The organism is Paenibacillus rhizosphaerae (genome assembly GCF_014192015.1).
Taxonomy (GTDB): domain Bacteria; phylum Bacillota; class Bacilli; order Paenibacillales; family Paenibacillaceae; genus Paenibacillus_AQ; species Paenibacillus_AQ rhizosphaerae.
In genome coordinates, this window is sequence record NZ_JACHXJ010000005.1 from 93819 (window position 1) to 117179 (window position 23361).

Here is a 23361-nt window from a genome sequence, read left to right on the forward strand (position 1 = left end):
AACAGCCGTGGAGAAAATTGGAACTCGCCTTGGAGTTGCTCGCTGAAATAGAAGTAGGTGGAGCCGGAGCCTGACCGTTATCATCAGGAGGATCCAGGTTTGTGACGTTTATGCAAACCGTATCCGTAGAGTGCATGCCGGCGTTGGCATGAATTCGGAGTGGTACCGCGTAAGATGTTAAAGTCTTTCGTCTCTGTTAGTGGAGATGAAAGGCTTTTTTTGCGCCTCCGATCTTTGGCAGATTAGATAGGAATCGACGAAAGGAAGGGTATCCATGAAAAATGTAAACAAATACGACAGAGGATATTTTATGCCGCCGGAGACCAGCCTGAACTGGACCCGGAAGGAATATATTACGGAGGCGCCGATTTGGTGCAGCGTTGACCTTCGCGACGGCAATCAGGCGTTAATCGTTCCGATGAATCTGGAGGAAAAGCTGGAATACTTCAAGCTGCTTGTAGATATTGGATTCAAGGAGATCGAGGTCGGATTTCCTGCAGCTTCGGAAACGGAATTCGCCTTTCTGCGCACATTGATCGAGCAGGATTTGATCCCGGACGACGTGACGATCCAGGTGCTGACCCAGTCGAGAGAGCACATCATCCGCAAAACGTTCGAATCGCTGAAGGGCGCGAAAAAAGCTGTCGTCCATCTGTACAACTCGACCTCTGTGGCGCAGCGGGAACAGGTATTCCGCAAGTCCAAGGAAGAGATTATCGACATCGCCGTGAGCGGTGCCAAGCTGCTGAAGGAATGCGCGTCAGAGACGGAAGGCAACTTCCAGTTCCAGTATTCGCCGGAGAGCTTTACCGGCACGGAGATCGAGTTTGCGCTGGACATTTGCAACAGCGTGCTTGACGTTTGGCAGCCAACGGCTGAAAATCCGGTCATTATCAATCTGCCGGCAACGGTATCCATGTCGATGCCTCACGTTTACGCCAGCCAGATCGAGTATATGAGCGAGCATCTGAATTTCCGGGAACATGTGATTTTGTCTGTCCATCCGCATAATGACAGAGGTACGGGCGTGGCCGACGCCGAGCTCGGTATGCTGGCCGGAGCTCAGCGGGTCGAAGGCACGTTGTTTGGAAACGGGGAACGGACGGGGAACGTGGACATTGTGACGCTGGCTCTCAACATGTACTCTCACGGGGTGGATCCAAAGCTCAATTTTGAGAACATACCGGCAATCGCCGCCGTGTACGAACGGCTGACCAAAATGAGAGTAGGCGAAAGACATCCATACGGAGGCGAGCTGGTATTCACCGCTTTCTCCGGTTCGCATCAGGATGCGATTGCCAAAGGAATGAAATGGCGCGAGGAAAAGGATCCGCAGCATTGGTCAGTCCCTTATCTGCTGATTGATCCGATGGACATCGGCAGGGAATACGAAGGCGACATTATCCGCATCAACAGTCAGTCCGGCAAAGGCGGAATCGGGTACGTGCTGCAGCTGAAATACGGACTTGATCTCCCGGCGAAAATGCGCGAAAACTTCGGATACTTTGTCAAAAACGTATCGGATCAGCAGCAGAAAGAACTGATGCCGGAGGAAATTTACGCCATTTTCTTGAAGGAATACGTGAATATCCAAACGCCTGTCGAGTTTGTGAAATACCGCATGACCGACAACGAAGATTTCCAAACGATCGTCACGATTCGCACCGGCAACGAAGTCAAGGAAATCGCCGGCAACGGAAACGGCCGACTCGATGCGATCAGCAATGCCCTCCAAACCGAGCTTGGGCTGGATTATTCCGATTTGATCTATACGGAGCATGCTCTGGAAATAGGCTCGAAATCCCAAGCGGTGTCCTATATCGGGATCGCGGCTTCCAACGGCAGTGTATATTGGGGCTGCGGCATTGACGTTGATATTATGACTTCATCGGTAAAAGCGCTCTTTAGTGCCGTGAATCAGTTTAGCCGCAATGTCAGAAACTGATCGATTCCAGCTAAGAACGAAATTAGATCATTTCATTCCCACCTAAAGAGGATGGGAGTACTCTGACACATAGGGAAAGGAGCTGCCGCGGGCAGCTCCTTTTTTGTTATACTCGCCAATCAACACCCTAGAGTAGGTTATGGCTTACAGAAAGTAGAAGGCCCCTTCACCGATAAGGTGAAAGGGCCCGTTCTTTGCTGATCGCTGTACTCATCTGTTTCACGAATAACATTAACAAATGCGGTCAAGGCGGCGGGGTTTTACCAGACGAAGACTTTGTCTTCTCCGCCAACCTAGTAATCGACTCGATGTCTTGTTCGGTTAATTGATCAAAGAAATGCCTGCGTATGGCCCTAGAGGCGATGGGACGGGCATCTTCCAGCACGGATTGTCCGGCGGGGGTAATGATGACTTGAACACCACGATCTGTGTTCATCGGCTTTCTCTTCACGAGTCCACGTTTCTCCATTCGCGTCAAATGATGTGACAATCGGCTCTTATCCCAGTCCATCGAGTCGGCTAATTCCTGTTGGCGAAGGCTGCCGTCCCCAAGCAGATCTAACCGGTCCAAAATGCCATAATCACCTTCCGATAGACCGGTCTGTTCGGACATTTCCTTGATGACGCGGCCGAAGATGGTCTGGAAGGAGCCCTTCCACATATGCCATATTTGCATTTCTTCTTCATTCAGCTCGTTCTTATCCATGGAATCATCATATCACGGTTGACGCATCAACTACAACATGTTACAGTAGATACCAGGTTGACGCATCAACCACATGTGATCGCATATGACGGGTTGACGCGCAACCAAGTTTTTTACCCATAGGGTTGACGTGTCAACCAGAGGATCCGTTTTGGATACGAAGTTGGCGCATCAACCTGGAGATTGACAAATACCATACTTCAATGCACGAAAGGGGATTTTTTAAATGCAGGATAAACCCGTCGCCCTGGTTACCGGGGCCAACAAAGGAATCGGTCTTCAAATTGCCAAAGATCTGGCGGCACACGGCTTCACCGTACTCGTCGGGTCGCGCAGCCTTAAGAATGGGGAGGAGGCCGCGAAAAGAGTCGGACCGGACGCACGCGCCCTCCAGCTCGACGTCACGGATCAGGCCTCCATCGCTGCCGCGGCAGAGCGTATCCGCAGCGAGCTTGGCCGCCTTGATGTGCTCGTGAACAATGCGGGCATCTCGCATGCGGGCAAACCGGGCCGGCCGCTTGAGGAGATCGGGGAATCGGGCCGGCCAAGCGTCGCTTCCCTCGATGAGGTACGCGCGGTATTCGAGACGAACGTGGTTGGCGTTATCGCTGTCACCCAAGCGATGCTGCCGCTCCTGCGTGAGGCACCGGCGGCACGCATCGTCAACGTATCGAGCGAAGCAGGGTCGTTGACGCTCAACGCAGACCCGGCCAATCCGCATCGCCCGATGTTCGGTGCCGTGTACAGCCCGTCAAAGACCGCCCTCAACGCAGTGACGCTTGCTTTCGCTATTGAACTCGAGTCGACGGGCATCAAGGTCAACGCAGCATGCCCGGGCTTTACCGGGACGGACCTCAACAACTTCGCGGGCACACGCACCGTCGAACAGGGGGCACGCGAACCCGTGCGCCTGGCGCTTCTCGACCAGAACGGTCCGACAGGCACGTTTTCGAACGAGGTCGGCCCGCTCCCATGGTAACCAGCTTCTAGTGATTAATACAAACCCAATCTCGCTTAACGAAAGGAACTTTACTTATGGAAATCAACGTTAATACACCTACTCCAATCATCTCGGTAAAACCGGTAGTGCTGTCCGCCCCGGGCCGGGGTGAGGATCTGCAAGTGCGGGTGTCTGCGCCCGCAACGGGGCACGAACTGCCCATCATTGTTTTCTCGCACGGCTTTGGCTCGTCGATGGACGGCTATGCTCCATTGGTGGATTTCTGGGCCGCACATGGCTTCGTGGTTATTCAGCCCACTCACCTCGATTCGAGAACGCTGAATCTTCCTCCTGAAGATTCCCGGACACCGCTGATCTGGCGCATTCGGGTCGATGACCTGAAGCGGATTCTCGACCAGCTTGATCTGATTGAGGCTTCCGTGCCTGGCCTCAGCGGACGGCTTGATCGAAGCCGCATTGCTGCAGCCGGACACTCCTGGGGAGGCCAGACGGCGAGCACGCTTCTGGGCGCACGGGTCCTCGATGCCAACGGCAAGCCGGGAGAGGACATGTCCGACCCGCGGATCAAAGCGGGACTGCTGCTTGCCACGACGGGCAAGGGCGGAGCCGACCTGAGCCCGTTCGCGGCTGAGCACTTCCCCTTCATGAACCCGAGCTTCGCGGACATGAACACGCCGACCCTCGTGGTCGCAGGGGACCAGGATCAGTCCCGGCTGTCCACTCGGGGGCCGGACTGGTTCGCCGACCCGTACTTCCTGAGCCCGGGCAGCAAGAGCCTGCTCACCCTTTTCGGGAGCGAGCACTCGCTGGGCGGAATTCCCGGATACAATGTCACGGAGACGACGGACGAGAATTCCGAACGGGTCGCCCTGCTTCAGCGTGTCACCTGGGCTTACCTCCGCAGCGCGCTTGGTATCGACGATTCCGGCTGGGCGGCAGCCCGCGCGGATTTGGCAGAAAGCGCCAACCCGCTGGGCCGCATCGAATCGAAGTAAGGACCAAACCGATGTACCAGTCCGACAGTCATATGGAGCCCCGCCCGCTTGCGCCGCGAGTATCCAATTGAGGTTGGTGCCGTGACAACCTTCCAGGAGAATAGTTAAACAAGTGGCATTACAAAGGCCATCCCTCTAAGGATGGCCTTTAGCCTTTATGGACCGGGATACCAAAACACATCAACATGTGCCTGCCTTCTTCCGCAAACCATCCACTCCTTAATCGCGAGTTTTATGTTCGAGGAAAGAACTGATATGATAAAAGAGAGTATTATTGCTTGATGCAGAATTTGTTATGAGATTGCGATACACTGTAAACAGGAGGGATTTATATGATATCTAACCGGAGCGCCCAGATTGGTCCGCCGCGTTTCGCCATTGCCGTTCATGCCCTGATCTTGCTTGCCAAATGCGAAGGAACGCTTAACAGCGCGGCCATTGCCTGCGATGTCCAAACCCATGCCACATTCCTCCGCAGAGTATTGGCACAGCTCACGCATAACGGAATGGTTGAAGCGAGAGAGGGACGGAATGGGGGTTACTATCTGAAGCGCCGTCCGGATGAAATTACGCTGGCGGATATATATTTAGCTGTAAAATCGGATTGCTGCGAACAAGAGGTTCAGGAGGAATGCGCTTCGGGCAAACAAAAGCTTGAAGCGATTATGGGGGAAGTGCAGAATCAAACGGTTGAACTGCTCAAGCAGCATACATTAGCCGATTTGATGCAAGAATAATTACGGGATTGCAATTTGAGCCGGAACGTTATATACTGTGATCAGTTAAGTTGCAGTTGTTAATTCGACTGCATTTTATTTTAAGATATACTGTGCCTGTTGTGAGCACAGTAATTACGAGGAGGAGAGAAGCATGTCCGTTTCACAATTGTCCCAAACGGTGGAGGAGCAGCCATTTTTCAACGTTATTCAGGATCGGCGGTCCGTCCGCAGCTATGATCCCAACGTGAAAATTTCGCAGGAGGAAATGAACGAAATCTTGCAGCAAGCTGCGCTGGCTCCTTCAGGCGCCAATCTGCAGCCGTGGCGATTCCTCGTCATCGACTCGCAGGAATTGAAGCAAAAACTGTATCCGATTGCCTTCAATCAGCAGCAAGTGATCGAGGCTTCGGCGGTCATTGCGGTACTCGGAGATCTGGAAGGCTATAAATTGGCCGAGAAGATTTACGGAATGGCGGTCGATGCGGGGTACATGCCGGCAGAAACGGCTAAATCGTTCGTGGAACGCTATCAAGGGTTGTTCGCGAGCATGCCTCCGGAGACTGTTCTTCAAAAAGTATCTATTGACGGTGGATTGGTATCCATGCAGCTTATGCTTGTCGCCCGTGCCAAAGGTTATGATACGGTCCCAATGGGCGGATTTGATCAGGCTAAATTTTCAGAAGCGTTCGATATTCCCGAGAGATACGCTCCTATTATGCTTATCGCCATCGGCAAGGCGGCAAATCCCGGACACCCGACGTTAAGACTGCCGGTTGAGGATATCGCTTACTTCAACGAAATGCCTAAGGAATAATACCGTCTTCAAGTATGAAAAAGGACAACCGAGGATATGAACTGCACCCCGGCTATGCAGTTGATACCGTTCCATCAGCATATTAAAGATAGAAACCACTCCTGGCCATGGAGTGGTTTTTTAGCGGAATTTACATTCCTGCGCCGGGAGTAGACTCGTTATGGAAAGCCTGGCGACCGATCAGGCCGACTCCCAGCGCAAGCAGCGTTAGGACTGCTGCTAACAAGTATAGATTCACAATGCCGAGCCATTCGGCAAGGGCGGCCATAACGAGCAGCGAAATGCAGAACACCAGGTTCAGCAGGGAGGCTTGAGCGGAAAGCACTTTCGGCAGCATTTCTTTGTCTACGCTTCGCTGAATCAAGGTGCGGCGGTTGATGATGGAGAGCTCGGCGAATGGTCCCATCAGCAGCACGAGAATGAGCGCGATAAAGGGCTGGGTGTTGAGGGCGTATATCGCAGTGAGGATGCCATACCCCGCCATGCCGATCAGCATGGCGGCCAGAAGGGTGCTGCCGATGGAGCGTGAAATGGCCAGAACCAGTAGTCCGCCGCCAACCGTCCCCGCAAAATAAGCCGCATTAATGAAGCCCCACCACTCTTCGCCTTGGCCGAGCGCGATCTGAACGAAGGCCAGCGTAAAGGCGCCGACCCATACCGAGCCGCCCAGCATGTCGATGATGTCCATGAAGGTTAGCAGCCGCAGGCGCGGCATTTGCCAGATGATTTTCCAGCCTTCGGTTAGGGTATGCCATCTGGAAGAAGGGGCCGCCGCTATGCTGTGGTCAGGCGCCGCGTCGGTCGGCTGTTGTTCAAGAAGGGCTTCCGCCGGCTCCTTAACGCCCAGTGTAAAGGCCGCTGCCAGCCCGTAGACGGCGGCCGTCACCAGCAGCGTGGGGCTTGGCCCCAGCAGGGCGACAATCACACCGCTGAGCCCCCAGCCGGCAAACTGCACTACCTGGTCGCTGACGCTGATCAAGCTGTTGGCCTTGAGCAGGCCCTGCTCATGAGCAACCAGCCGCGGAACAAGCGCGTTGCGGGCGGGAACCGTCCATCCGTCGAGGAAGGACATGGCAAAAACCAGCCCGAACACAAGAACAAGCGCAGCGTCCCTTCCGGTAAGCTGCAGGTAAACGGCCAAGCCTACGAACAGCAGAAACTGGCCCGTCTGCGAAAGGAGCAGCAGGGCTGGCAGTTTGAAGCGGTTCAACAGCAGCGGTGCGATCAGGCCACTCAGCATTTGGGCGCCGCTGCGCATCAGCGGCATAAACGCAGCCGATAGGAGTGATTCGGTCTGGTTTAACACCAGCACTGTAAGCGCCATAATGTAGAGCACATCCGCGGCGTTCGCCGCCGTTTGGGTGGTCCACAGGAAATAGAAAGGCCGGGTTAAGAAGGATGATTTCATGGGGGTCATAGTCTCCATTCCTACGTGCATGACGCAAAATGCTTGTAACAAGAATAAGGATACGGGAACTTGAAGATTTTAACAATGAAGGAAGAGTGACTGATGAGGGCAAGTACGGCGGCTTCCCGGAAAAGAAGGTTTGCTATAGTTAATAGCTATAACAGGCTATAACCTTTTAGTAGAACGTTATAGCCATTGGGATATGCTATAGTGATTTTAATATTATTTTCCGAGGAGATTAACCGATGAGCACACAAACCAAACCTACAAAGCGAACTGTTACTCCGTTTCGATACGATATCATCGGCAGCTTTTTGCGCCCCCAAGCTTTGAAGGAAGCCAGAGCCCAATTCCAGAACGGTGAAATCACCGCCGAGCAGCTGAGAGAAGTGGAGAACGCCGAAATCATCAAGCTTGTGCAGAAGCAAAAAGAGGTGGGCCTTCAAGCGGTCACCGACGGCGAATTCCGCCGCTCCTGGTGGCATCTGGACTTCTTCTGGGGCTTTGGCGGCGTAGAGCGGACCATCATTGATCAGGGCTACCAATTTAACGGTGCGCAGTCCAGACCTGAAACCGCCCGCCTGACGGGTAAGGTAAGTTACAGCAGTCATCCGTTTGTTTCGCATTGTGCGTTTTTAAAAGAGGCAGCAGGCGAAGACGTCGTTGCGCGTCAATCCATTCCTGCGGCCGCGCAGTTCCTGTTCGAGCTGGACCGGGCGGAAAATCAGGAGAGCACGCTAGCCATTTATCCGAATCGGCAAGAGCTTGCTGCAGATATTGTCAAAGCCTACAAAGCAGTGATCTTTGCACTCTATGAAGCCGGCTGCCGCAGCCTCCAAATCGACGACTGCACGTGGGGAGCGCTGTGCGACGAACAGTTTATGGCGTTCATGAAGCAGGCCGGCGTCAACGTGGCGGAGTATGCGAATGAATTTGCAAGATTGAATGAGGAAGTGATATCTGGTCTGCCGGAAGATCTCGTCGTCACGACGCACGTATGCCGCGGTAATTATGTATCGACTTACGCCGGAGTTGGAGGAGGCTACGAGCCGATCGCGCAAACGCTCCTGGGTATCGATAACTACTCCGGCTACTATCTGGAATTCGATACCGAGCGGGCAGGCGACTTCAAGCCGCTTCGCTTCCTGAACGATAATCAGCAGGTCGTGCTGGGTCTGTTCTCTTCCAAATTCGGTGAGCTGGAAAATAAAGCGGACATTCTGAAACGGATCGAGGAAGCGACGAAGTACGTCGATTTGAACCGGATTTGCCTGAGTCCGCAATGCGGCTTCGCTTCCACGGAAGAAGGCAACCACCTGACCGAGGAGCAGCAATGGCGCAAGCTTGCTTTTATTAAGGAAATCGCGGAAGAGATTTGGAAGTAACTATATATATAAATCGAATGGACGACAATAGTAGCCTTACGAACGGGGATAACAACCGGACGGGAGTGCATAGTCCGAAAGCGCAAATGACGCGTGCCGAGGTTGCGGCATTGATCGAAAGAATGCTGAAAGTAACCAACTTGATCGATAAGTAATACACCAACACAAAAACAACCATAGATGACATGAGAAGTCGTCAATGGTTGTTTTTTCATACATAATTGGATTTTAGCATTCTGAAGGCAGCTAAGCTTTTCTTAATTCACTGTTCTACTTGACCCACATGATGCCTCCCCTTAGGTACCACCAAAGGAGAGCCCGATACAGGGTCTTCGATCACCATGCAGTCGAGTCCGAAGATGTCTTTAACGAGTGTGCTGGTGATCACTCTGGATGGCTCACCCTCTGCCATCAGCGCTCCTTTATACAGCGCAAAAATATAGTCTGCATAACGGGCCGACAAATTGATGTCATGAAGAACCATCACAATCGTCGTTCCGTATTTGCGGTTTAGGTCGGTGAGCAGGTCAAGGATCTCAACTTGATAGGTAATATCCAGAAAGGTTGTTGGTTCATCCAGAAATAAAATATCGGTTTGCTGCGCCAACGCCATGGCAATCCAGACCCGCTGCCTTTGGCCACCTGACAGCTCATCAATGTGATGGTTGGCTAGTTCGGTGATATCCATAATCCTCATGGCTTCGGCAACGGCCTCATAGTCCTTTTTGGTCCATCCGGTGTGCCAGGATTGATGCGGAAATCTTCCACGCCCCACTAAATCCGCGACTGAAATCCCCTCCGGCACAATAGGCGATTGCGGCAGCAAACCTAGGACCCTTGCCAAGTGTTTCGGCGAAAATTTGCCGATGGGCTTACTGTCAAGCGTAATGCTGCCGGATGACGGCTTAATGAGCCTCGCCATGGTTTTCAGCAGCGTGGACTTCCCACAGCCGTTGGCTCCGATAATGACGCTGATTTTATTGCTTGGGATCACCAGGCTGACGCCTTGAATCACCGTTTTATGATCATAGCCCGCTACGAGTTGTTCGGCCTCAAAAACATGTGTCGGTTTCATTATAATTCTCCCTTTCGATTCATTCGGATAAGCAAGAAGATCAAATACGGCGCTCCGAGCAGCCCGGTGATGATACCCACAGGGAATCGGTACTCAAAAGCAAATTGTCCGATGAGATCTGCCGCCAAAACCAAATTCACACCAACCAGACCCGCCGGAATGATGTTGGAGAAGCCGACGCCGACCAATCTTTTCGCGATCGGTCCCGAAAGGAAGGAGACAAAGGCGATGGGACCCGTGGTAGCGGTCGCAATCGCAATCATGCAGACGGAGCTCACAATGAGCGCAACTCTGGTCTTATCCGTGTCCACGCCGAGAGAGGAAGCCGATTGTTCTCCGAGTTCCAACATGTTCAGATGTTTGCCCAGCACGATCACGATCGGTGCAAAAATTATAACCGTTATGATCAGGGGCGGCAGCTCGCGCATTTGCGAGCCGTTGAGGCTGCCGGTGAGCCACCGCAGGGCGGCGGGAATATCCTGCTGTGCGCTGACGAGCAGCAGATAGGATATCACGGCGTCAAGCATGGCCTGTATGCCTATGCCGACCAGGATCAAGCGCCCGACTGAAAATGATCTGCCTCTGGATAAAACATAAATCAACAGCACCGTTGCCAGACCGGCAATGACGGAAGCAACGGAAACGACGGCCCCGCTGGAATGAAGTAAAATAATGCAAAAGACGGCCGCAGCGCTGGACCCCGAAGTAATCCCGATGACGTTCGGGTTCGCCAGGGGGTTGCGCAGCATCGTTTGGAAGGTGTACCCGGCAATACCGAAAGCGAATCCGGCGAACAGCCCGGCCAGCATTCTCGGTAAACGGATTGTATTTACTGCGAAATATACGCCTTTGAGATGCTCTCCGGACAGGGCACGGATGACATCCTGAACCGGATAAATGGTACTCCCCAGTAAAAGCATGGCGCAGCAAAGCATGCATGCAAGAGCCGCAAGGAGACTGGTTACAAGGATCCATCGGCGGTGTCGTTGACGTCTGCCTGCCATAATAAATTCGATCGTATGATTTGTCATAATGAACGCACTTTCGATTTCATCGCTAAAATGATGAGAATGGGAGCGCCGATAAACGCGGTAACGACGCCGACTTCCAGCTCTCCGGGGCTGCCGATCAGCCGGCCGCACACATCGGACACCGTCAGAATGATCGCTCCCGATACCGCCGCCATTGGTATAACAAAACGCAAGTCGGGGCCAAGAATCAGGCGGATGACGTGAGTGGCTAGCAGTCCAACAAAACCGATCGGGCCCGCCAGCGCGGTCGCTGCGCCGCACAGGAGGACCCCTGCAAGCGCCGCAACAAGCCTCAGCGTTCCGGTCCGAACACCCTGGCCGGTCGCTACTTCGTCACCCAAGGCCAGCGCATTCAGGGCCGGAGCCGTTATGACAGCCGTCAGAATGCCGACGATCAGAAAAGGGACAAAGGTAGCAATCGCGCTCCAGTTCGCCGAACCGACGCTGCCCACTTGCCAAAACCGGAACTGATCCATCACATCAGATCGTGGGATCATGATGGCGGTGACCAGGGAAGAAAGGGCGGCACTGGTAGCCGCCCCGGCCAGAACAAGCTTGATGGGCGTGGCTCCGCCGCGCCCCATGGAGCCGATTCCAAATACGAACACCGCCGTAATTGCGGCCCCGGCCAAAGCCAGCCAAATATATTGGTTGGCCGTACTGATGTTCAAGAACGCAATGCCGCAAACGACAAACAAGGACGCCCCTGTGTTCACACCCAGGATGCTCGGATCGGCGATCGGGTTGCGTGTGACCGATTGCATCAGGGCACCGGAAACGCCGAGCGCCGCACCGCAGAATATACTGAACACGGTGCGGGAAATTCTCTTGCGAACGACGTTTGCCCCGTAGGAGTCGACATCGTGGTGAAATAATCCGTCGATCAGCTCATGGAAGCTCACCAGCCGGGAGCCTAAGACTAAGGAGGCGACCATGCATACGCCCAGCAGGACAAAGCAAAGGATCAGCACCGTCGTAAGATGCCTGGGAGTATGCGGGTTTTGCCTCTCTTTTGTTAAAGCCGAAGATTTATTCATTGATTTTGCTAATGGCTCCGTCGATTAATTTCAGGTATTCATCAATCGTATACTCGATCGAGAGCGGGTTTGGGTTGCCGGAAGCGGCCAGCGGCGTACCGTCCCCGATAAATACGACGGAACCTCTCTGGATCGCCAGGATTTTGCCGAGCAGCGGATCCTTTTTCACGGCTTGGTATAAGTCGTCGCCGCCGTATCCGATCAAGATGTCGGCATCGTTCAGCATGTCGGCGTTCTCGGCACTTAAATTCATGGAATAGTTATTCGGATCGGTGATCTGTTTGGTTACACTTTCCGGATAAACCAGTCCCAGCTCCTCTAGAAATGAGCCGCGAGGGTCAGCAGGGGTATAAATATGTAATTTGGACATATCTTTCGCCGAGAAATTGACCCAAACCACTTTTTTGCCTTTAATTTGTGGATGTTCGTTCGCCTTTTCCTTAATCAGGTTCTCGGTGTCCTTAATGAGCTGTTCGCCCTCTGCTTTCATGCCCATGCCTTCCGCGTTCAACAGGACCTGCTCGCGCCATGTGGTCAGCCAAGGAGCAGTCGGATAGGCTGCAACCGGAGCGATTTGGCTCAGAATATCGTAGTCTTCCTGCGTAATCCCGGAGTAAGCCGCGAGAATGACATCCGGGTTGGCATCGGAAATCGCCTCAAAGTCAAGGCCGTCCGTATCTTGGAACACATTAGGATCGGATACGCCGAGTTCCTTAAGCTTTTTGGCCGTCCAAGGCAGCAGTCCGCTGTCATCCTGAACGCCGTAATTCGCCGCCGAGAAGCCTACAGGAACAACGCCGAGCGCGAGCGCCACATCATGATTCGCCCATTGAATCGTGACGACCCGCTCAGGCTTCTTCTCAATCTTGGTTTCTCCAAAAGCATGCTTGATCACGATCGGATACTGCGTATCTGCATCTTGAGAAGCCGTGGTTTCGGATGTGGCCGTTTCGGTGTTTGCGGAATCACCCTCAGTTGCTGTGGATGAAGAGGATGAACCGGATGGCTGACTCGAGCAGCCAACAAGCGCCAGTATAAGCACCAGCGAGACTACTAATGTGGTTAATGAGAACCTTCGTTTTGTATTCATGTACAGACCCTTCCTTGTTATAAGATATATCATGAGCATTCCGATATGATAATGATTATCATTGTCATACAATATATAGTTGGTTCAGCGGGTTGTCAATGAAAAATTTGTAAATGGAAAACAAAAAAAGACTGCCCTCTGACATGCATGGCATGCGGAGGACAGTCCGTTTTCAGATTTCTTGTAAGGTAGGCCGGATCGTGATTTCGTTTATAGCGGTATCATCAGGTTCGTTGATGGAATAGACAACGGCTCTGGCGACGCTGTCCGGTGAAAGTGCCATCCCGCTCCCTGGCGCCACGGCATCTTGGTACTCAGGCGGAAGAACGCTGATCGCCGTTTCCGTCGCCACCATCCCTGGAGAGATATTGGTGGTCCGGATGCGGGAAGTCGGTGATTCTTCCTGACGCAGGCCTTCGGTGATCGCCCGTACGGCATGCTTGGTGGCGCTGTACACGGCTGTTACCGGAACAACCTTGTGCCCCATAAGCGAAGAAATGTTGATAATATGCCCCGCTTGCTGCTCCCTCATCGCTGGCAAAACCGCGGCGATGCCGTACAATACCCCCTTGATGTTCACGTCGATCATGCGGCCCCAATCATCAATCTTCAATTCGTTCAGCCAGGAATTGGGCATAATTCCGGCATTATTGACCAGCACGTCGATCCGCCCGTATTTTTGCAGTGCCGCCTGTGCCAATTCCTGCATCCCATTCGCTGAGCTCACATCGGTCGGCAGGAAGATCGCTTCTCCGCCGCTCTTTAAGATATCGTCGGCAAGAGATTGCAGCCGATCTTCCCTTCTCGCAGCCAATACGAGCTTGGCTCCGTTTTGGGCGAGCAGTTTCGCAGTAGCTTCACCGATTCCACCGGTCGCTCCGGTCAAAATGATTACTTTCGATTTTATATTTTCCATGGGTCATCGTCTCCCAATATTAATTTAATGTTTCGTGCTGTCGACAGCATTGCACTACATTTGTTGTATATTTAACGTCCGTTGATTAATATTATAGAGAGATAAGGCATGGATTCAATCGTTAAAAGGCGAGGATCCGTATGATACGCGACACATATACCCAAATTGTCGACTAACTGTAGGGAGGTAACCGACCCGTGGAGGCTAAAGTCAAAAAAGACCGGCGCGTTACAAGAACGAAGGAAGCTATTAATCGGGCGTTCCTGGAGCTGTTCGCAGAGAAGGCGTTCGATCGGATTACCATAAACGATATTGCCGAACGGGCAAACGTCAACCGGGCAACGGTGTATCTTCATTATGCAGATAAATACGATCTGCTTGACAAATGCATCGAAGATCATTTGAATCAAATGGTTACGGCTTGCTCGCTCAACAAGTCCTTTCAGCAAAAAGTAACGGATCTATTTGAGGCAACGGAAGCACTGAAATCGCTGTTCGCTTATTTCGAGGATCATTTTCTGTTTTTCTCTTCCATGCTGTCCAGTCATAAAACGGTAGCATTTCGCGATTGTATGCTGGGAATTACGAGGACCTTGATCCAGAAACAGATCGATATGGAGGGAGCCAACCAAGGCATGGATCCGGAAGTCACGCTTCAGTTTACGGCTTCAGCATTTGTCGGAACGGTAGAGTGGTGGATTGCGAACCAGATGCCGCACCCGCCAGCAATGATGGCGGAGCAAGCCATGAAGCTGCTCAAACGCCACGACATTTATTGTGTGGTTTAAAGTAAAAAGATCCCGTTTTGGGATATGGGTTGGTTTGTGGGCTTTGCCTGGAATAAGCAAAAGCCCCTCCCGGTCAATGCCGGAAAGGGCTGAATTCTGGTTTTTTAAACGGTATTCATCGAGAACCAGTATCATCGCTTGAGGGTCATACGCCAGCTGTCCGAGCGGCTGAGTTCTTTGGAACTTCTCGAGGTATTCACGGCGCTGACCAAGAGGAAAATGATTTGATCTTCGCCGGTGTTATTGTCGAATAACACCTTGTTTGGCGTTAAATCCCCGGCACCCCCCCGGGCGACATACTTTCCCGGAGATGGCTGGGCCTCGATTTTAATCGCAAAGGCTTCATTATTGAATAAGAAGTTGAGGTTTTTCAACACCAGCTTTCTTCCGTTTTTCACCCGGATGACGATTTGCTGCAGCAGCAGCGTCTGCCGCGGCCCTACTTTGACCGGCGTTTTCCCGCCTACAATTCCGCTCAATTGGAACATGCTCTCACCCTCTGCTGAAATGTTTCTACACCATATTCATAGAGGACGAACTTAGACACGGCACCGGCAGCCTGGCAGCTCCGAGTGGGCATAACCTCCTGCGAAACATTAGCCTTGGCGTATCCGTTCCAGTAGATCGGAGCCCGAAGGGTGGTCTATGATGTACCGCCAGCTTCCGTCGGTTTGTCGTCGTATCACTTCGGACGTATGTCCTTCAACCTGTACCGGATTGCCGTTCCCATCCTGGGTATGAAGGATGAAATGCGCACGCAGCAAGGCGATATTTTCGAATGGGATGCAGTAAATGTTCCTGGATTTCATGCGGCCCTGCAGCTGCAGCAGATCATCGAGCGTTCCGCGGATTCTTTCGATCCCTTGGTCAAGCCGGCCGGCCGGGTTCATCAAAATGCTGTTTGGTTCGTATAACGAAAGCAGAGCGTGGATATCGCCGGAGTTGAAGGCCTCGGCAAAAGCTTCATTCATGTCTTCCGGACGCATGACCGGGCGGATATTTGCGGGTAGCTTCATAAGATCGCCTCTTTTCGTATAATGGAGATATACAGGTAGCTTATACGAACCTTCACCGGTATTGAAGTACGCAGAAATAGATGACTTTGTCATCAAAACCTGACCAGCGGGAGGAAAAGATGCCTTATCAGGATGGAACATTTGGTTGTCCGGTAGATGTGGGACTGCAGCTGATCAACGGAAAATGGAAACCGAAGATTATCCACGAGCTGCTTCAGCAAACCTGCCGTTTTGGCGAGCTTCACCGGCGAATTCCCGGCGTTTCCCGGCATGTGCTGACGACACAGCTGCGGGAGTTGGAAGAGGGCGGCATCGTACAGCGAAATGCATTTTTGACCGTGCCGCCGAAAGTCGAATACTCGCTGACGGAATTCGGCCAACGTTTGGAGCCCATTTTGGAACAGATCATGAGAGTGGGAGAGCACTATATTTCACAGCAAAAACGCGAGGCGGCTGGTGATCCGTCAAGCTGAGTCGAATCATATCGAAGTATGTGCATTGTGATCTGAAAATAAAAACGGACGCTGGTTTTTCAACCGGTGCCCGTTTTTTATCCTAATCCAATTCCACAGTTCGATTCATATTCGTGCCTTCGCCGCTTTTGCCCATCAGCCTGCGGAACAGGAACTTGGCCATTTTGAACTTGTTGCCTGCATCCCAGTACTCGGCCGCTTCGGCTTGCACCTTGATGAGAACGAGGTTCGGATCGTCATAGTTCGTTTCCAGCAGCTGCTCGTAAACGGGGTTCCACAATTCCTTCAGTTTTTCGGTGCTGTTGACCAGCTCGGCTTCACCGCGGATGGAGACGAAGGACTTGCCCGCATAAGCCACGTTGACCTGCCGGTTTTGCAGCAGCTCATGGAACTTTTCGGTATCTTTCTTGGTTAGGAACCACAGGTCGCCGTCGAATTCGATGTCCTGGGTCTTCATGGGACGTGAAACCAGTCCTTCTTCCGAGACGGTCGTCAGCATGGCCGTATCAATGCCTTTGATCAATTCGCGTACTTTCTCGATTGCTTCTTGGTTGTCCGTGGTCGGATTTGTCATTTTGTTCACCTTTTCCTAGTGTGTATTTACATTAGTATTACACTCATTTATACTCCGCCAAACCAAGAGATTTTTGGGTTGAATCAACCCTGATTTGAATTCCCTTATGCATAGGCCTATACTCCAATATATACATATCGTTTTTTCCCAACCCGCCGAATTCACCTATAAAGGAGCCTAGAACCCTATGCAGAATCCAGAGAGTAGAAGCGCCCTGTTGGTCATGGACATGCAGAACAGCATCGTGCCGCGGTACGCGAACGACGAGAAGGCGCTGCAGCCGTTTCAAACGGCCATCGAAGCCGCCAGAAGTCATGAGATTCCCGTGATTTACGTACGGGTTGCCTTTCGCCCGGGTTATCCCGAGATCAGCCCTAGAAACAAATTGTTCGGGGGCATGCCCAGCCGGACCGGATCCGCGCCTATGGAAGGTATGATGGAAATTCACGAATCGGTCAAGCCCCGGCCGGACGAGCCGGTTGTAACCAAGGTTCGGGTGAGTGCGTTTGCGGGGAGCGACCTGGAAGTCATCCTGCGAGCGAACCGGATTGACACGCTCATACTCAGCGGAATTGCGACGAGTGGAGTCGTGCTGTCAACGCTGCGGGAAGCGGCGGATAAGGACTTTGCCCTTGTGGTGCTTTCCGACGCCTGCATCGATGCTGACCCTGAGGTTCATCGCGTCTTGACGGAGAAGGTCTTTCCCAAGCAAGCTGATGTGCTTACCGCAGAGGAATGGGTAAAATCTTTAGAATAGGACTTAACCAGACCAAAGCCATCATCCCGGTATGTATCCGGGCGACGGTTTTGGTTTTTTTTGTTTTTCCGAGTTGTTCGCACGACAATCATTTAACACTCCAGAGAATAGTGCTATACTATAAATTAAGTAATCATTCATCAGAAAAGGTGGATAACCGGGTCGCACTCTGGCTTGCCTCTTGAGAGCGCCTACATCTTTTCTTCAAATACTAGCGTGTAAGGACGGTAATTATGAGCAACAGACAAACCGATACAGACGTTATCTTAATTGGTGCCGGAATCATGAGTGCGACTTTGGGGACACTGTTGAAAGAATTAGTACCGAACTGGAAAATTACAGTGTTTGAAAAGCTGGCAAGCCCGGGCGAGGAAAGCTCTAACGAATGGAACAACGCAGGAACGGGGCATGCCGCCCTGTGCGAGCTGAACTACACATCCGTGAAACCGGATGGATCTATAGATATCAGCAAAGCGATTAGCGTCAACGAGCAATTTCAGGTTTCCATGCAGTTTTGGTCTTATCTTGTTAAAAGTAATTTGATTCGCAATCCTCAGGACTTTATTATGCCGCTTCCCCATATGAGTATGGTGCAGGGGAAAGAAGACGTAGCATTTTTGAAGAAGCGTTTTGAGACGATGTCCAAAAACCCGCTGTTTCAAGGGATGGAATTCTCCGATGATCCGAAAAAATTGATGGAATGGATTCCGCTCATTATGAAGGACCGGACCTCGGATGAACCGATCGCGGCCACCAAAATGGACTCGGGAACGGACGTCAACTTTGGCGCTTTAACGCGTATGCTGTTTGAGCACTTGAAGAGCAAAAACGTCGGTATCCATTATAAGCACAGTGTGGACGATATCAAACGCACCAGCGATGGCGCGTGGGAATTGAAAATACGCAATTTGAGCAGCGGCAGCGTCGAACGCCATACGGCGAAGTTCGTCTTTATCGGCGGTGGCGGCGGAAGCCTTCCGCTCCTTCAGAAAACCGGCATCCCGGAAGGAAAGCATATCGGCGGATTCCCGATCAGCGGACTCTTTATGGTGTGCAACAATCCGGAAGTGGTAGCGCAGCACCATGCCAAGGTGTACGGCAAGGCTAAAGTAGGTGCGCCGCCGATGTCGGTACCGCATCTGGACACCCGGTTTATCGACAATCAGAAGTCGCTGCTCTTCGGACCGTTTGCGGGCTTTTCGCCAAAGTTTCTGAAGACCGGTTCCATGTTCGATTTGCTAGGTTCGGTCAAGCCGAACAACGTGCTCACGATGCTGGCCGCAGGCGCCAAGAACCTATCGCTGACCAAGTACCTGATCCAGCAGGTGATGCTGTCGAAGGAAAAACGTATGGAAGAGCTGCGTGAGTTCATTCCGAACGCCAAGATCGAGGATTGGGATATGCTGGTGGCGGGGCAGCGCGTGCAGGTCATCAAAGATACGGAAGCTGGCGGCAAAGGCACGCTTCAGTTCGGTACGGAAGTCGTTACCGCCGGGGACGGATCCATCGCCGCTTTGCTCGGGGCTTCTCCGGGGGCCTCAACAGCCGTTTCCGTCATGCTCGAGGTCATCGAGAAGTGCTTCCCTCAACATGCGAAGGCGTGGGAGCCGAAGATTCGGGAAATGATTCCGTCGTACGGCGCGCCTTTGATGAAAAATCCGGGACTGATCCGCGAAATTCATACATCGACGGAACGGACGCTCGGTCTCAACCGTGGATTGCATTCGGCCAACGTGATGTAAATATAGCGATATATGATAAGAAAAACGTCTATCGACGTACCTTCAAAGAAGACAGACCGCGTTTAACTGAAGTTTTTCTTGCGATTATAGAATGGTTCAGCTTCGCTGAAATTTATAAATTCTATAATCTTAAATAAAACGGCTTTCACCCTGAACTTCAAGGGATGAAGGCCGTTTTTCATTTGCGGTTACCGCTCAAGGTACGTAAGCACCGACGACTTCAAACTTTGGCTCGCCTGCGATCGTCATATACTTCACTTCAACGACGCAGCCTTTCTGAAAGGAGGGAATATTCACGATCGGGATAAACGTTTTGACGATAGTATGATGAGATTCGCCATCCGGCTTGGTGACGGTCAGATCAAGCAGGACCTCCGGTTGATTATCAAGCTGCGCGTTCGTTTGCTGAATGGAATTGATAACAGCTTGCGCGGATGTACCGCTTGTGAGGATGGCTTTTCGCTGCAGCAGCCCTTTACGCTGGCTGGTTACCGTTTTGATGGCAAATGTGAGTGTCAGTGTCGCGGTGAGTAACGAGAAGATGATGATGATCATGACAATTGTCGGCAATGGCATGCACCCCGCTTCCATTTTTAATATCATGCAGGTAAATCACCCCAAGTGACCTACTTTAAGCTTAATGGAGTACAGGGGATCCGTCTACGAATTTACAAATAAAATTTTGAATGTTTGATATCCGGGCAGGGGAGAGGAAACCATGATTCAATTGAAAGATATCGGGAAATTCGAGGAGCTGCCAGACATCGCGATGCATATCTACCAAGGGAATATTCCGGCTTTGCAGGATGCTCTTTGAGCAGGCTGGGATATAGAGGAGGACATCGCGCTTAGCCGAAACGCCGCATTCAGCCCGCTTGATCTCGCTTTGATCGCAGGGCGGCTGGAGGTAGTTAAGCTGCTGGTGGAGCACGGCGTCAATCTCAATAACACACAGAGTCCGGCTTTTTTGCGAGCTGTTCGTTACGGGAAGGAAGAGATGGTACGAAAGCTACCATGTGCCGTTCTCCGGGCGCTCCGCCAGCAAAGCGCTGCATACGATCGTGCGGGGAAGCCGGGTGCCGATGGAGGAAGGGGACACGATCCGTTTCTTCAGCTGGTGGAAAGAGGGCTTGGTGGACGGCAAGCCGACGGGCCGCGTGGATATCGACCTGTCCGCCGTAATGTACGACCGCGACTGGCAGTATGTGGAGCATATTTCGTATACGAACCTGCGGTCGTCCAAGTATCGGGCTGTGCACAGCGGAGATATCGTTTCGGCCCCTCAAGGCGCGTCCGAGTTTATCGACCTGTACATTCCTTCCATCGTCGATTATGGCGGACGGTATATTGTGGCGACGCTGCATTCGTTCACAAGCCAGGCGTATTGCGATTTACCGGAGTGCTTCACGGGCTGGATGATGCGTAAGAAGCCCGGATCCGGCGAAATTTTCGAGCCTGGTACGGTCGCGAACAAAATCGACGTCACCGCCGATACGCAGATTGCCATCCCCGTGATCTTGGATCTGGTGGAACGCACGGTGATCTGGACGGATCTGTCTTTGACCCGTCATCCGTAACTACAACAACGTCGAGGGGAACCAAAAAGGGATGGTCCTGATGGGTAAAGCGATGACGACCTTGCGGAAACCGGACCTGTACGATTTGTTCACGCTCCATGCCAAGGCCCGCGGGGAGATGACCGAAACACCAGGGCAGGCCGATGCGGTATTTTCCGTGGAGCAAGGGGTGACTCCTTACGATATCGAGAAAATTATGGCGGAATATATGGTGTAGATACGGCAAAGTGATAGCCCGATATACCAAAACAACCGACGCATGGCGATCATAAGTCGGTTGTTTGCGTTCCTGATTTTTTTCTTGATAAAGTCCATAACTATGACAAACCCTGTCACCAATATGGGCTAAGATGGACGTATGAAAGGCCGAAAGGAAGCAGAGGCTGGTCGTAAGAAGCTGTAACCATAAAAAGGAGGAAAATGTTATGTATGTGACGGTTCAAGATTTTATTCAGGAATGGAACAAGGAAGCCGAATTGACACAGGGGGTTCTGGACGCGCTGACGGATGAATCGCTGGGGCAGCAGGTCTATCCGGAAGGACGTACTTTGGGCAGGATCGCCTGGCATTTTGTCTCGAATATCCCCGACTATTTGAACGAATTCGGCCTCGCGATGGATAAGGTCGCAAATCAAAGTGAAGTCCCCTCCGCTCAGGAAATTGCGGATACCTTCCGGGCAATCAGCTCGGCAGCCGCCAAGGCACTGGAAGAGCAGTGGACCGATGAATCCCTTAGCAAGGTAAAGAACGCATTTGGACGAATGGAATCCAATGCCTCCATCCTGATGGGGCTGATCAAGCACATTGCACATCATCGGGGTCAGGCGACGGTTCTGATGCGTCAAGCGGGACTGGGCATACCGGCTGTCTACGGGCCATCGAAGGAAGGATGGGTGAAGCTGGGGGTACAGCAGCCGCCGCTGTAAAATCATTGGGCGCTATGTTCCCTAGGATCTTGCATGACCGTGAAAAGTAACCCACTTAGGTGACAACCTTAAGAGTGGGTTACTTTTCGTTTATCGATTTAAGTCAATAACGCGACCAGGAAAATCCCGAAGGTTAGCACTGCACCAGAGGTTAGCCTCTTGGATCAAATATTCAATGCGATCGATGATTCCATCATGATGGGGTTTCCATCGGGGATGCGGCCTGGAGAACCGCCTTCGGAAAATGCTATAATCACAGCAAGAGTATATCGCAGGGGGAATGAGGATGAGCGAGGATCTGTTGGAACAGCTGGAGACATGGCATGAAGAGGATGAATACGAACGCATCGTAGGGGCCGTAACGGAAATTCCCGCTGAGGAGCGGAATTATGAGCTGATCGGCCATTTAGGCCGGGCACTGAACAATCTGGAGCGCTACGAGGAGGCAATGCAGCAGTTTCTGACCGTTGCCGAGGAAGGGACGGAGGATCCGCTCTGGCATTACCGGATTGGACTGGCCTACTATTACCTGGAGCAGTATGATGACGCCGAGCGGGAGTTTACCCGTGCCGATGAGCTGGAGCCGGGGGATGAGGATACCCTCGAGTTCCTGGAATGGATCCGTGCCAAGAAGGCCGGGGAATTCGAGGAAGAGACGGAAGAAGATTTGGACTCCGACGATTCCGGCGATTCGGCGGAAGACAGCGATCCGGATGAAGCCGGAGAAACCGAAGAAACGGGCGATGCCGTGGCGGCTGTGGCTTCCGTGAATGCTGTCCCATCGGGCGAAGCCAATTTGGACGTGCCGCCTAGCTCGCCAAATACCGGTTTCGATATCAACAACTTCTGGAACGACGCCGATCCCGATTCGGAATCATATGTTTCGGCTCCGCCTACGGATGATCTGATCGATTCCGTCCAGGAGGAACTGGTGTTCAAGCTGCCGGCGTTTTATGTGCAGATGATGAAAATACATAACGGGGGCATTCCCCGCAGCCGGTACTTCCCGCTGGGTGAAGCCGCAGATGGAACGTCAAGCGGGGTCCGGATTAACGGCATGCTCGGGATCGGCCGGGACAAGGCCAAGTCGCTCTGCGGCGCCTCCGGCAGCCGGTCCATTATCGAGAACGGAGGCTATCCGGAGTTCGGCGTCGTCATTTGCGACTGCCCGCAAGATTCTGGCGTGGTCATGCTGGATTACCGCGGCGCCGGTAACGACGGAGAGCCTGAGGTTGTGCATGTGGATCAGGCGAATGGGCGTAAGATCACCCGGCTTGCGCCGGATTTCGAAGCCTTTGTGCGCGGACTAGTTAACGCCTAGGACCAGTGACAAAAAAACCGTCATGAACGCGTGAGCGGGGATGAAATCCCAGCAATATCGGCGTCAAAAAATCATGAGGAAGCTGTTCCCTCGCAGGGGAGACAG

23 protein-coding genes, 2 pseudogenes and 1 other annotated feature (1 of these 26 cut by a window edge) are annotated in these 23361 nt (G+C 52.4%); of the genes and pseudogenes, 14 read left to right on the plus strand and 11 right to left on the minus strand.

Annotated features, from left to right (window positions below; translation table 11 throughout):
* Positions 1 to 198: a binding site (T-box leader), on the plus strand; it begins 64 nt to the left of the window's first position.
* A 76-nt stretch (positions 199 to 274) separates the two neighbouring features.
* Positions 275 to 1945: a 2-isopropylmalate synthase gene (gene leuA / locus FHS19_RS25840; RefSeq protein ID WP_183584673.1), complete on the plus strand. Its 1671-nt coding sequence runs from the start codon at positions 275 to 277 to the stop codon at positions 1943 to 1945.
* Positions 1946 to 2189: 244 nt separating this feature from the next.
* Here leuA and FHS19_RS25845 read toward each other — a convergent pair whose 3' ends face one another.
* The gene (locus FHS19_RS25845; protein WP_183584674.1) at positions 2190 to 2651 is read right to left on the minus strand and encodes a MarR family winged helix-turn-helix transcriptional regulator; all 462 of its coding nucleotides are present in this window, start codon (positions 2649 to 2651) and stop codon (positions 2190 to 2192) included.
* Between the two features lie 226 nt (positions 2652 to 2877).
* On the opposite strand from FHS19_RS25845, the gene FHS19_RS25850 reads away from it, so the two are divergent.
* From FHS19_RS25850 to FHS19_RS25865, 4 genes are all read left to right on the plus strand, one after another.
* A complete protein-coding gene (locus FHS19_RS25850; RefSeq protein WP_183584675.1) occupies positions 2878 to 3630 on the plus strand; it encodes an SDR family oxidoreductase in 753 nt (250 codons plus the stop codon).
* A gap of 56 nt (positions 3631 to 3686) precedes the next feature.
* Positions 3687 to 4607 carry an alpha/beta hydrolase family protein gene (locus FHS19_RS25855; protein WP_183584676.1) on the plus strand — a complete coding sequence of 307 codons (921 nt, stop codon included), beginning with the start codon at positions 3687 to 3689 and terminating at the stop codon, positions 4605 to 4607.
* A gap of 332 nt (positions 4608 to 4939) precedes the next feature.
* A complete protein-coding gene (locus FHS19_RS25860) occupies positions 4940 to 5344 on the plus strand; it encodes an RrF2 family transcriptional regulator (protein ID WP_183584677.1) in 405 nt (134 codons plus the stop codon).
* Positions 5345 to 5477: 133 nt separating this feature from the next.
* A complete protein-coding gene (locus FHS19_RS25865; protein WP_183584678.1) occupies positions 5478 to 6140 on the plus strand; it encodes a nitroreductase family protein in 663 nt (220 codons plus the stop codon).
* Positions 6141 to 6270: 130 nt separating this feature from the next.
* Here FHS19_RS25865 and FHS19_RS25870 read toward each other — a convergent pair whose 3' ends face one another.
* Entirely contained in the window at positions 6271 to 7548 is a 1278-nt protein-coding gene (locus FHS19_RS25870; protein WP_183584679.1) for an MFS transporter, read from the minus strand.
* Between the two features lie 245 nt (positions 7549 to 7793).
* Here FHS19_RS25870 and FHS19_RS25875 point away from each other — a divergent pair, with 245 nt between their 5' ends.
* Positions 7794 to 8933 (plus strand): 5-methyltetrahydropteroyltriglutamate--homocysteine S-methyltransferase, encoded by a 1140-nt coding sequence (locus FHS19_RS25875; protein WP_183584680.1) that lies wholly within the window; start codon positions 7794 to 7796, stop codon positions 8931 to 8933.
* Positions 8934 to 9195: 262 nt separating this feature from the next.
* Here FHS19_RS25875 and FHS19_RS25880 read toward each other — a convergent pair whose 3' ends face one another.
* The 5 genes from FHS19_RS25880 to FHS19_RS25900 all read right to left on the minus strand — a co-directional run bounded on the left by FHS19_RS25880 (position 9196) and on the right by FHS19_RS25900 (position 14082).
* Positions 9196 to 10008 carry an ABC transporter ATP-binding protein gene (locus FHS19_RS25880; protein WP_183584681.1) on the minus strand — a complete coding sequence of 271 codons (813 nt, stop codon included), beginning with the start codon at positions 10006 to 10008 and terminating at the stop codon, positions 9196 to 9198.
* Positions 10008 to 11039 carry a FecCD family ABC transporter permease gene (locus FHS19_RS25885; RefSeq protein WP_183584682.1) on the minus strand — a complete coding sequence of 344 codons (1032 nt, stop codon included), beginning with the start codon at positions 11037 to 11039 and terminating at the stop codon, positions 10008 to 10010. Before FHS19_RS25885 ends, FHS19_RS25880 begins: the two co-directional genes overlap by 1 nt.
* Positions 11036 to 12076: a FecCD family ABC transporter permease gene (locus FHS19_RS25890; RefSeq protein WP_183584683.1), complete on the minus strand. Its 1041-nt coding sequence runs from the start codon at positions 12074 to 12076 to the stop codon at positions 11036 to 11038. The genes FHS19_RS25885 and FHS19_RS25890 overlap by 4 nt, the downstream gene beginning before the upstream one ends.
* Positions 12069 to 13166, minus strand: a complete 1098-nt coding sequence (locus tag FHS19_RS25895; protein WP_183584684.1) for an iron-siderophore ABC transporter substrate-binding protein — start codon at positions 13164 to 13166, stop codon at positions 12069 to 12071. Before FHS19_RS25895 ends, FHS19_RS25890 begins: the two co-directional genes overlap by 8 nt.
* Positions 13167 to 13338: 172 nt before the next feature.
* Positions 13339 to 14082, minus strand: a complete 744-nt coding sequence (locus FHS19_RS25900) for an SDR family oxidoreductase (protein ID WP_183584685.1) — start codon at positions 14080 to 14082, stop codon at positions 13339 to 13341.
* A gap of 197 nt (positions 14083 to 14279) precedes the next feature.
* On the opposite strand from FHS19_RS25900, the gene FHS19_RS25905 reads away from it, so the two are divergent.
* On the plus strand, positions 14280 to 14870 hold the full coding sequence (locus FHS19_RS25905) for a TetR/AcrR family transcriptional regulator (protein ID WP_183584686.1): 591 nt from the start codon (positions 14280 to 14282) through the stop codon (positions 14868 to 14870).
* A gap of 131 nt (positions 14871 to 15001) precedes the next feature.
* Here the strand turns inward: FHS19_RS25905 and FHS19_RS25910 are convergent, their stop codons facing one another.
* Both FHS19_RS25910 and FHS19_RS25915 read right to left on the minus strand, forming a co-directional pair.
* Complete coding sequence (locus FHS19_RS25910) at positions 15002 to 15358, minus strand: hypothetical protein (RefSeq protein ID WP_183584687.1); 357 nt, start codon at positions 15356 to 15358, stop codon at positions 15002 to 15004.
* Positions 15359 to 15466: 108 nt separating this feature from the next.
* Positions 15467 to 15886 (minus strand): YybH family protein, encoded by a 420-nt coding sequence (locus tag FHS19_RS25915; RefSeq protein ID WP_183584688.1) that lies wholly within the window; start codon positions 15884 to 15886, stop codon positions 15467 to 15469.
* A gap of 119 nt (positions 15887 to 16005) precedes the next feature.
* Here FHS19_RS25915 and FHS19_RS25920 point away from each other — a divergent pair, with 119 nt between their 5' ends.
* Entirely contained in the window at positions 16006 to 16359 is a 354-nt protein-coding gene (locus tag FHS19_RS25920) for a winged helix-turn-helix transcriptional regulator (RefSeq protein ID WP_183584689.1), read from the plus strand.
* An 82-nt stretch (positions 16360 to 16441) separates the two neighbouring features.
* On the opposite strand, the gene FHS19_RS25925 is transcribed toward FHS19_RS25920, so the two are convergent.
* On the minus strand, positions 16442 to 16933 hold the full coding sequence (locus tag FHS19_RS25925) for a pyridoxamine 5'-phosphate oxidase family protein (RefSeq protein ID WP_183584690.1): 492 nt from the start codon (positions 16931 to 16933) through the stop codon (positions 16442 to 16444).
* A gap of 187 nt (positions 16934 to 17120) precedes the next feature.
* On the opposite strand from FHS19_RS25925, the gene FHS19_RS25930 reads away from it, so the two are divergent.
* Both FHS19_RS25930 and mqo read left to right on the plus strand, forming a co-directional pair.
* Positions 17121 to 17690 carry a cysteine hydrolase family protein gene (locus FHS19_RS25930; protein ID WP_183584691.1) on the plus strand — a complete coding sequence of 190 codons (570 nt, stop codon included), beginning with the start codon at positions 17121 to 17123 and terminating at the stop codon, positions 17688 to 17690.
* Positions 17691 to 17923: 233 nt separating this feature from the next.
* Entirely contained in the window at positions 17924 to 19432 is a 1509-nt protein-coding gene (gene mqo, locus FHS19_RS25935) for a malate dehydrogenase (quinone) (RefSeq protein ID WP_183584692.1), read from the plus strand.
* A 195-nt stretch (positions 19433 to 19627) separates the two neighbouring features.
* Here mqo and FHS19_RS25940 read toward each other — a convergent pair whose 3' ends face one another.
* Complete coding sequence (locus tag FHS19_RS25940; protein WP_246426829.1) at positions 19628 to 20008, minus strand: hypothetical protein; 381 nt, start codon at positions 20006 to 20008, stop codon at positions 19628 to 19630.
* A 142-nt stretch (positions 20009 to 20150) separates the two neighbouring features.
* Here FHS19_RS25940 and FHS19_RS35075 point away from each other — a divergent pair.
* From FHS19_RS35075 to FHS19_RS25965, 4 genes and pseudogenes are all read left to right on the plus strand, one after another.
* A pseudogene (locus FHS19_RS35075) lies at positions 20151 to 20438 on the plus strand (ankyrin repeat domain-containing protein); the annotation flags it as partial.
* A pseudogene (locus tag FHS19_RS35080) lies at positions 20437 to 21226 on the plus strand (TerD family protein); the annotation flags it as partial. The pseudogenes FHS19_RS35075 and FHS19_RS35080, both read left to right, overlap by 2 nt.
* A 208-nt stretch (positions 21227 to 21434) precedes the next feature.
* The gene (locus tag FHS19_RS25960) at positions 21435 to 21935 is read left to right on the plus strand and encodes a DinB family protein (RefSeq protein WP_183584695.1); all 501 of its coding nucleotides are present in this window, start codon (positions 21435 to 21437) and stop codon (positions 21933 to 21935) included.
* 286 nt (positions 21936 to 22221) lie between these two features.
* Positions 22222 to 23256, plus strand: a complete 1035-nt coding sequence (locus tag FHS19_RS25965) for an SMI1/KNR4 family protein (RefSeq protein WP_183584696.1) — start codon at positions 22222 to 22224, stop codon at positions 23254 to 23256.
* The last annotated feature ends 105 nt before the right edge of the window (positions 23257 to 23361 follow it).

Bases quoted from the DNA above. Each gene is read 5' to 3' on its own strand.
- FHS19_RS25915 (WP_183584688.1), bottom strand. From the start codon at position 15,886: ATGAAGCTACCCGCAAATATCCGCCCGGTCATGCGTCCGGAAGACATG.
- FHS19_RS25965 (WP_183584696.1), top strand. From the start codon at position 22,222: ATGAGCGAGGATCTGTTGGAACAGCTGGAGACATGGCATGAAGAGGAT.
- FHS19_RS25925 (WP_183584690.1), bottom strand. From the start codon at position 16,933: ATGACAAATCCGACCACGGACAACCAAGAAGCAATCGAGAAAGTACGC.
- FHS19_RS25870 (WP_183584679.1), bottom strand. From the start codon at position 7,548: ATGAAATCATCCTTCTTAACCCGGCCTTTCTATTTCCTGTGGACCACC.
- FHS19_RS25920 (WP_183584689.1), top strand. From the start codon at position 16,006: ATGCCTTATCAGGATGGAACATTTGGTTGTCCGGTAGATGTGGGACTG.
- FHS19_RS25960 (WP_183584695.1), top strand. From the start codon at position 21,435: ATGTATGTGACGGTTCAAGATTTTATTCAGGAATGGAACAAGGAAGCC.
- FHS19_RS25910 (WP_183584687.1), bottom strand. From the start codon at position 15,358: ATGTTCCAATTGAGCGGAATTGTAGGCGGGAAAACGCCGGTCAAAGTA.
- FHS19_RS25895 (WP_183584684.1), bottom strand. From the start codon at position 13,166: ATGAATACAAAACGAAGGTTCTCATTAACCACATTAGTAGTCTCGCTG.
- FHS19_RS25880 (WP_183584681.1), bottom strand. From the start codon at position 10,008: ATGAAACCGACACATGTTTTTGAGGCCGAACAACTCGTAGCGGGCTAT.
- FHS19_RS25900 (WP_183584685.1), bottom strand. From the start codon at position 14,082: ATGGAAAATATAAAATCGAAAGTAATCATTTTGACCGGAGCGACCGGT.
- FHS19_RS25940 (WP_246426829.1), bottom strand. From the start codon at position 20,008: ATGCCATTGCCGACAATTGTCATGATCATCATCATCTTCTCGTTACTC.
- FHS19_RS25885 (WP_183584682.1), bottom strand. From the start codon at position 11,039: ATGACAAATCATACGATCGAATTTATTATGGCAGGCAGACGTCAACGA.
- FHS19_RS25930 (WP_183584691.1), top strand. From the start codon at position 17,121: ATGCAGAATCCAGAGAGTAGAAGCGCCCTGTTGGTCATGGACATGCAG.
- FHS19_RS25860 (WP_183584677.1), top strand. From the start codon at position 4,940: ATGATATCTAACCGGAGCGCCCAGATTGGTCCGCCGCGTTTCGCCATT.
- FHS19_RS25845 (WP_183584674.1), bottom strand. From the start codon at position 2,651: ATGGATAAGAACGAGCTGAATGAAGAAGAAATGCAAATATGGCATATG.
- FHS19_RS25850 (WP_183584675.1), top strand. From the start codon at position 2,878: ATGCAGGATAAACCCGTCGCCCTGGTTACCGGGGCCAACAAAGGAATC.
- leuA (WP_183584673.1), top strand. From the start codon at position 275: ATGAAAAATGTAAACAAATACGACAGAGGATATTTTATGCCGCCGGAG.
- FHS19_RS25875 (WP_183584680.1), top strand. From the start codon at position 7,794: ATGAGCACACAAACCAAACCTACAAAGCGAACTGTTACTCCGTTTCGA.
- FHS19_RS25890 (WP_183584683.1), bottom strand. From the start codon at position 12,076: ATGAATAAATCTTCGGCTTTAACAAAAGAGAGGCAAAACCCGCATACT.
- FHS19_RS25855 (WP_183584676.1), top strand. From the start codon at position 3,687: ATGGAAATCAACGTTAATACACCTACTCCAATCATCTCGGTAAAACCG.
- FHS19_RS25865 (WP_183584678.1), top strand. From the start codon at position 5,478: ATGTCCGTTTCACAATTGTCCCAAACGGTGGAGGAGCAGCCATTTTTC.
- mqo (WP_183584692.1), top strand. From the start codon at position 17,924: ATGAGCAACAGACAAACCGATACAGACGTTATCTTAATTGGTGCCGGA.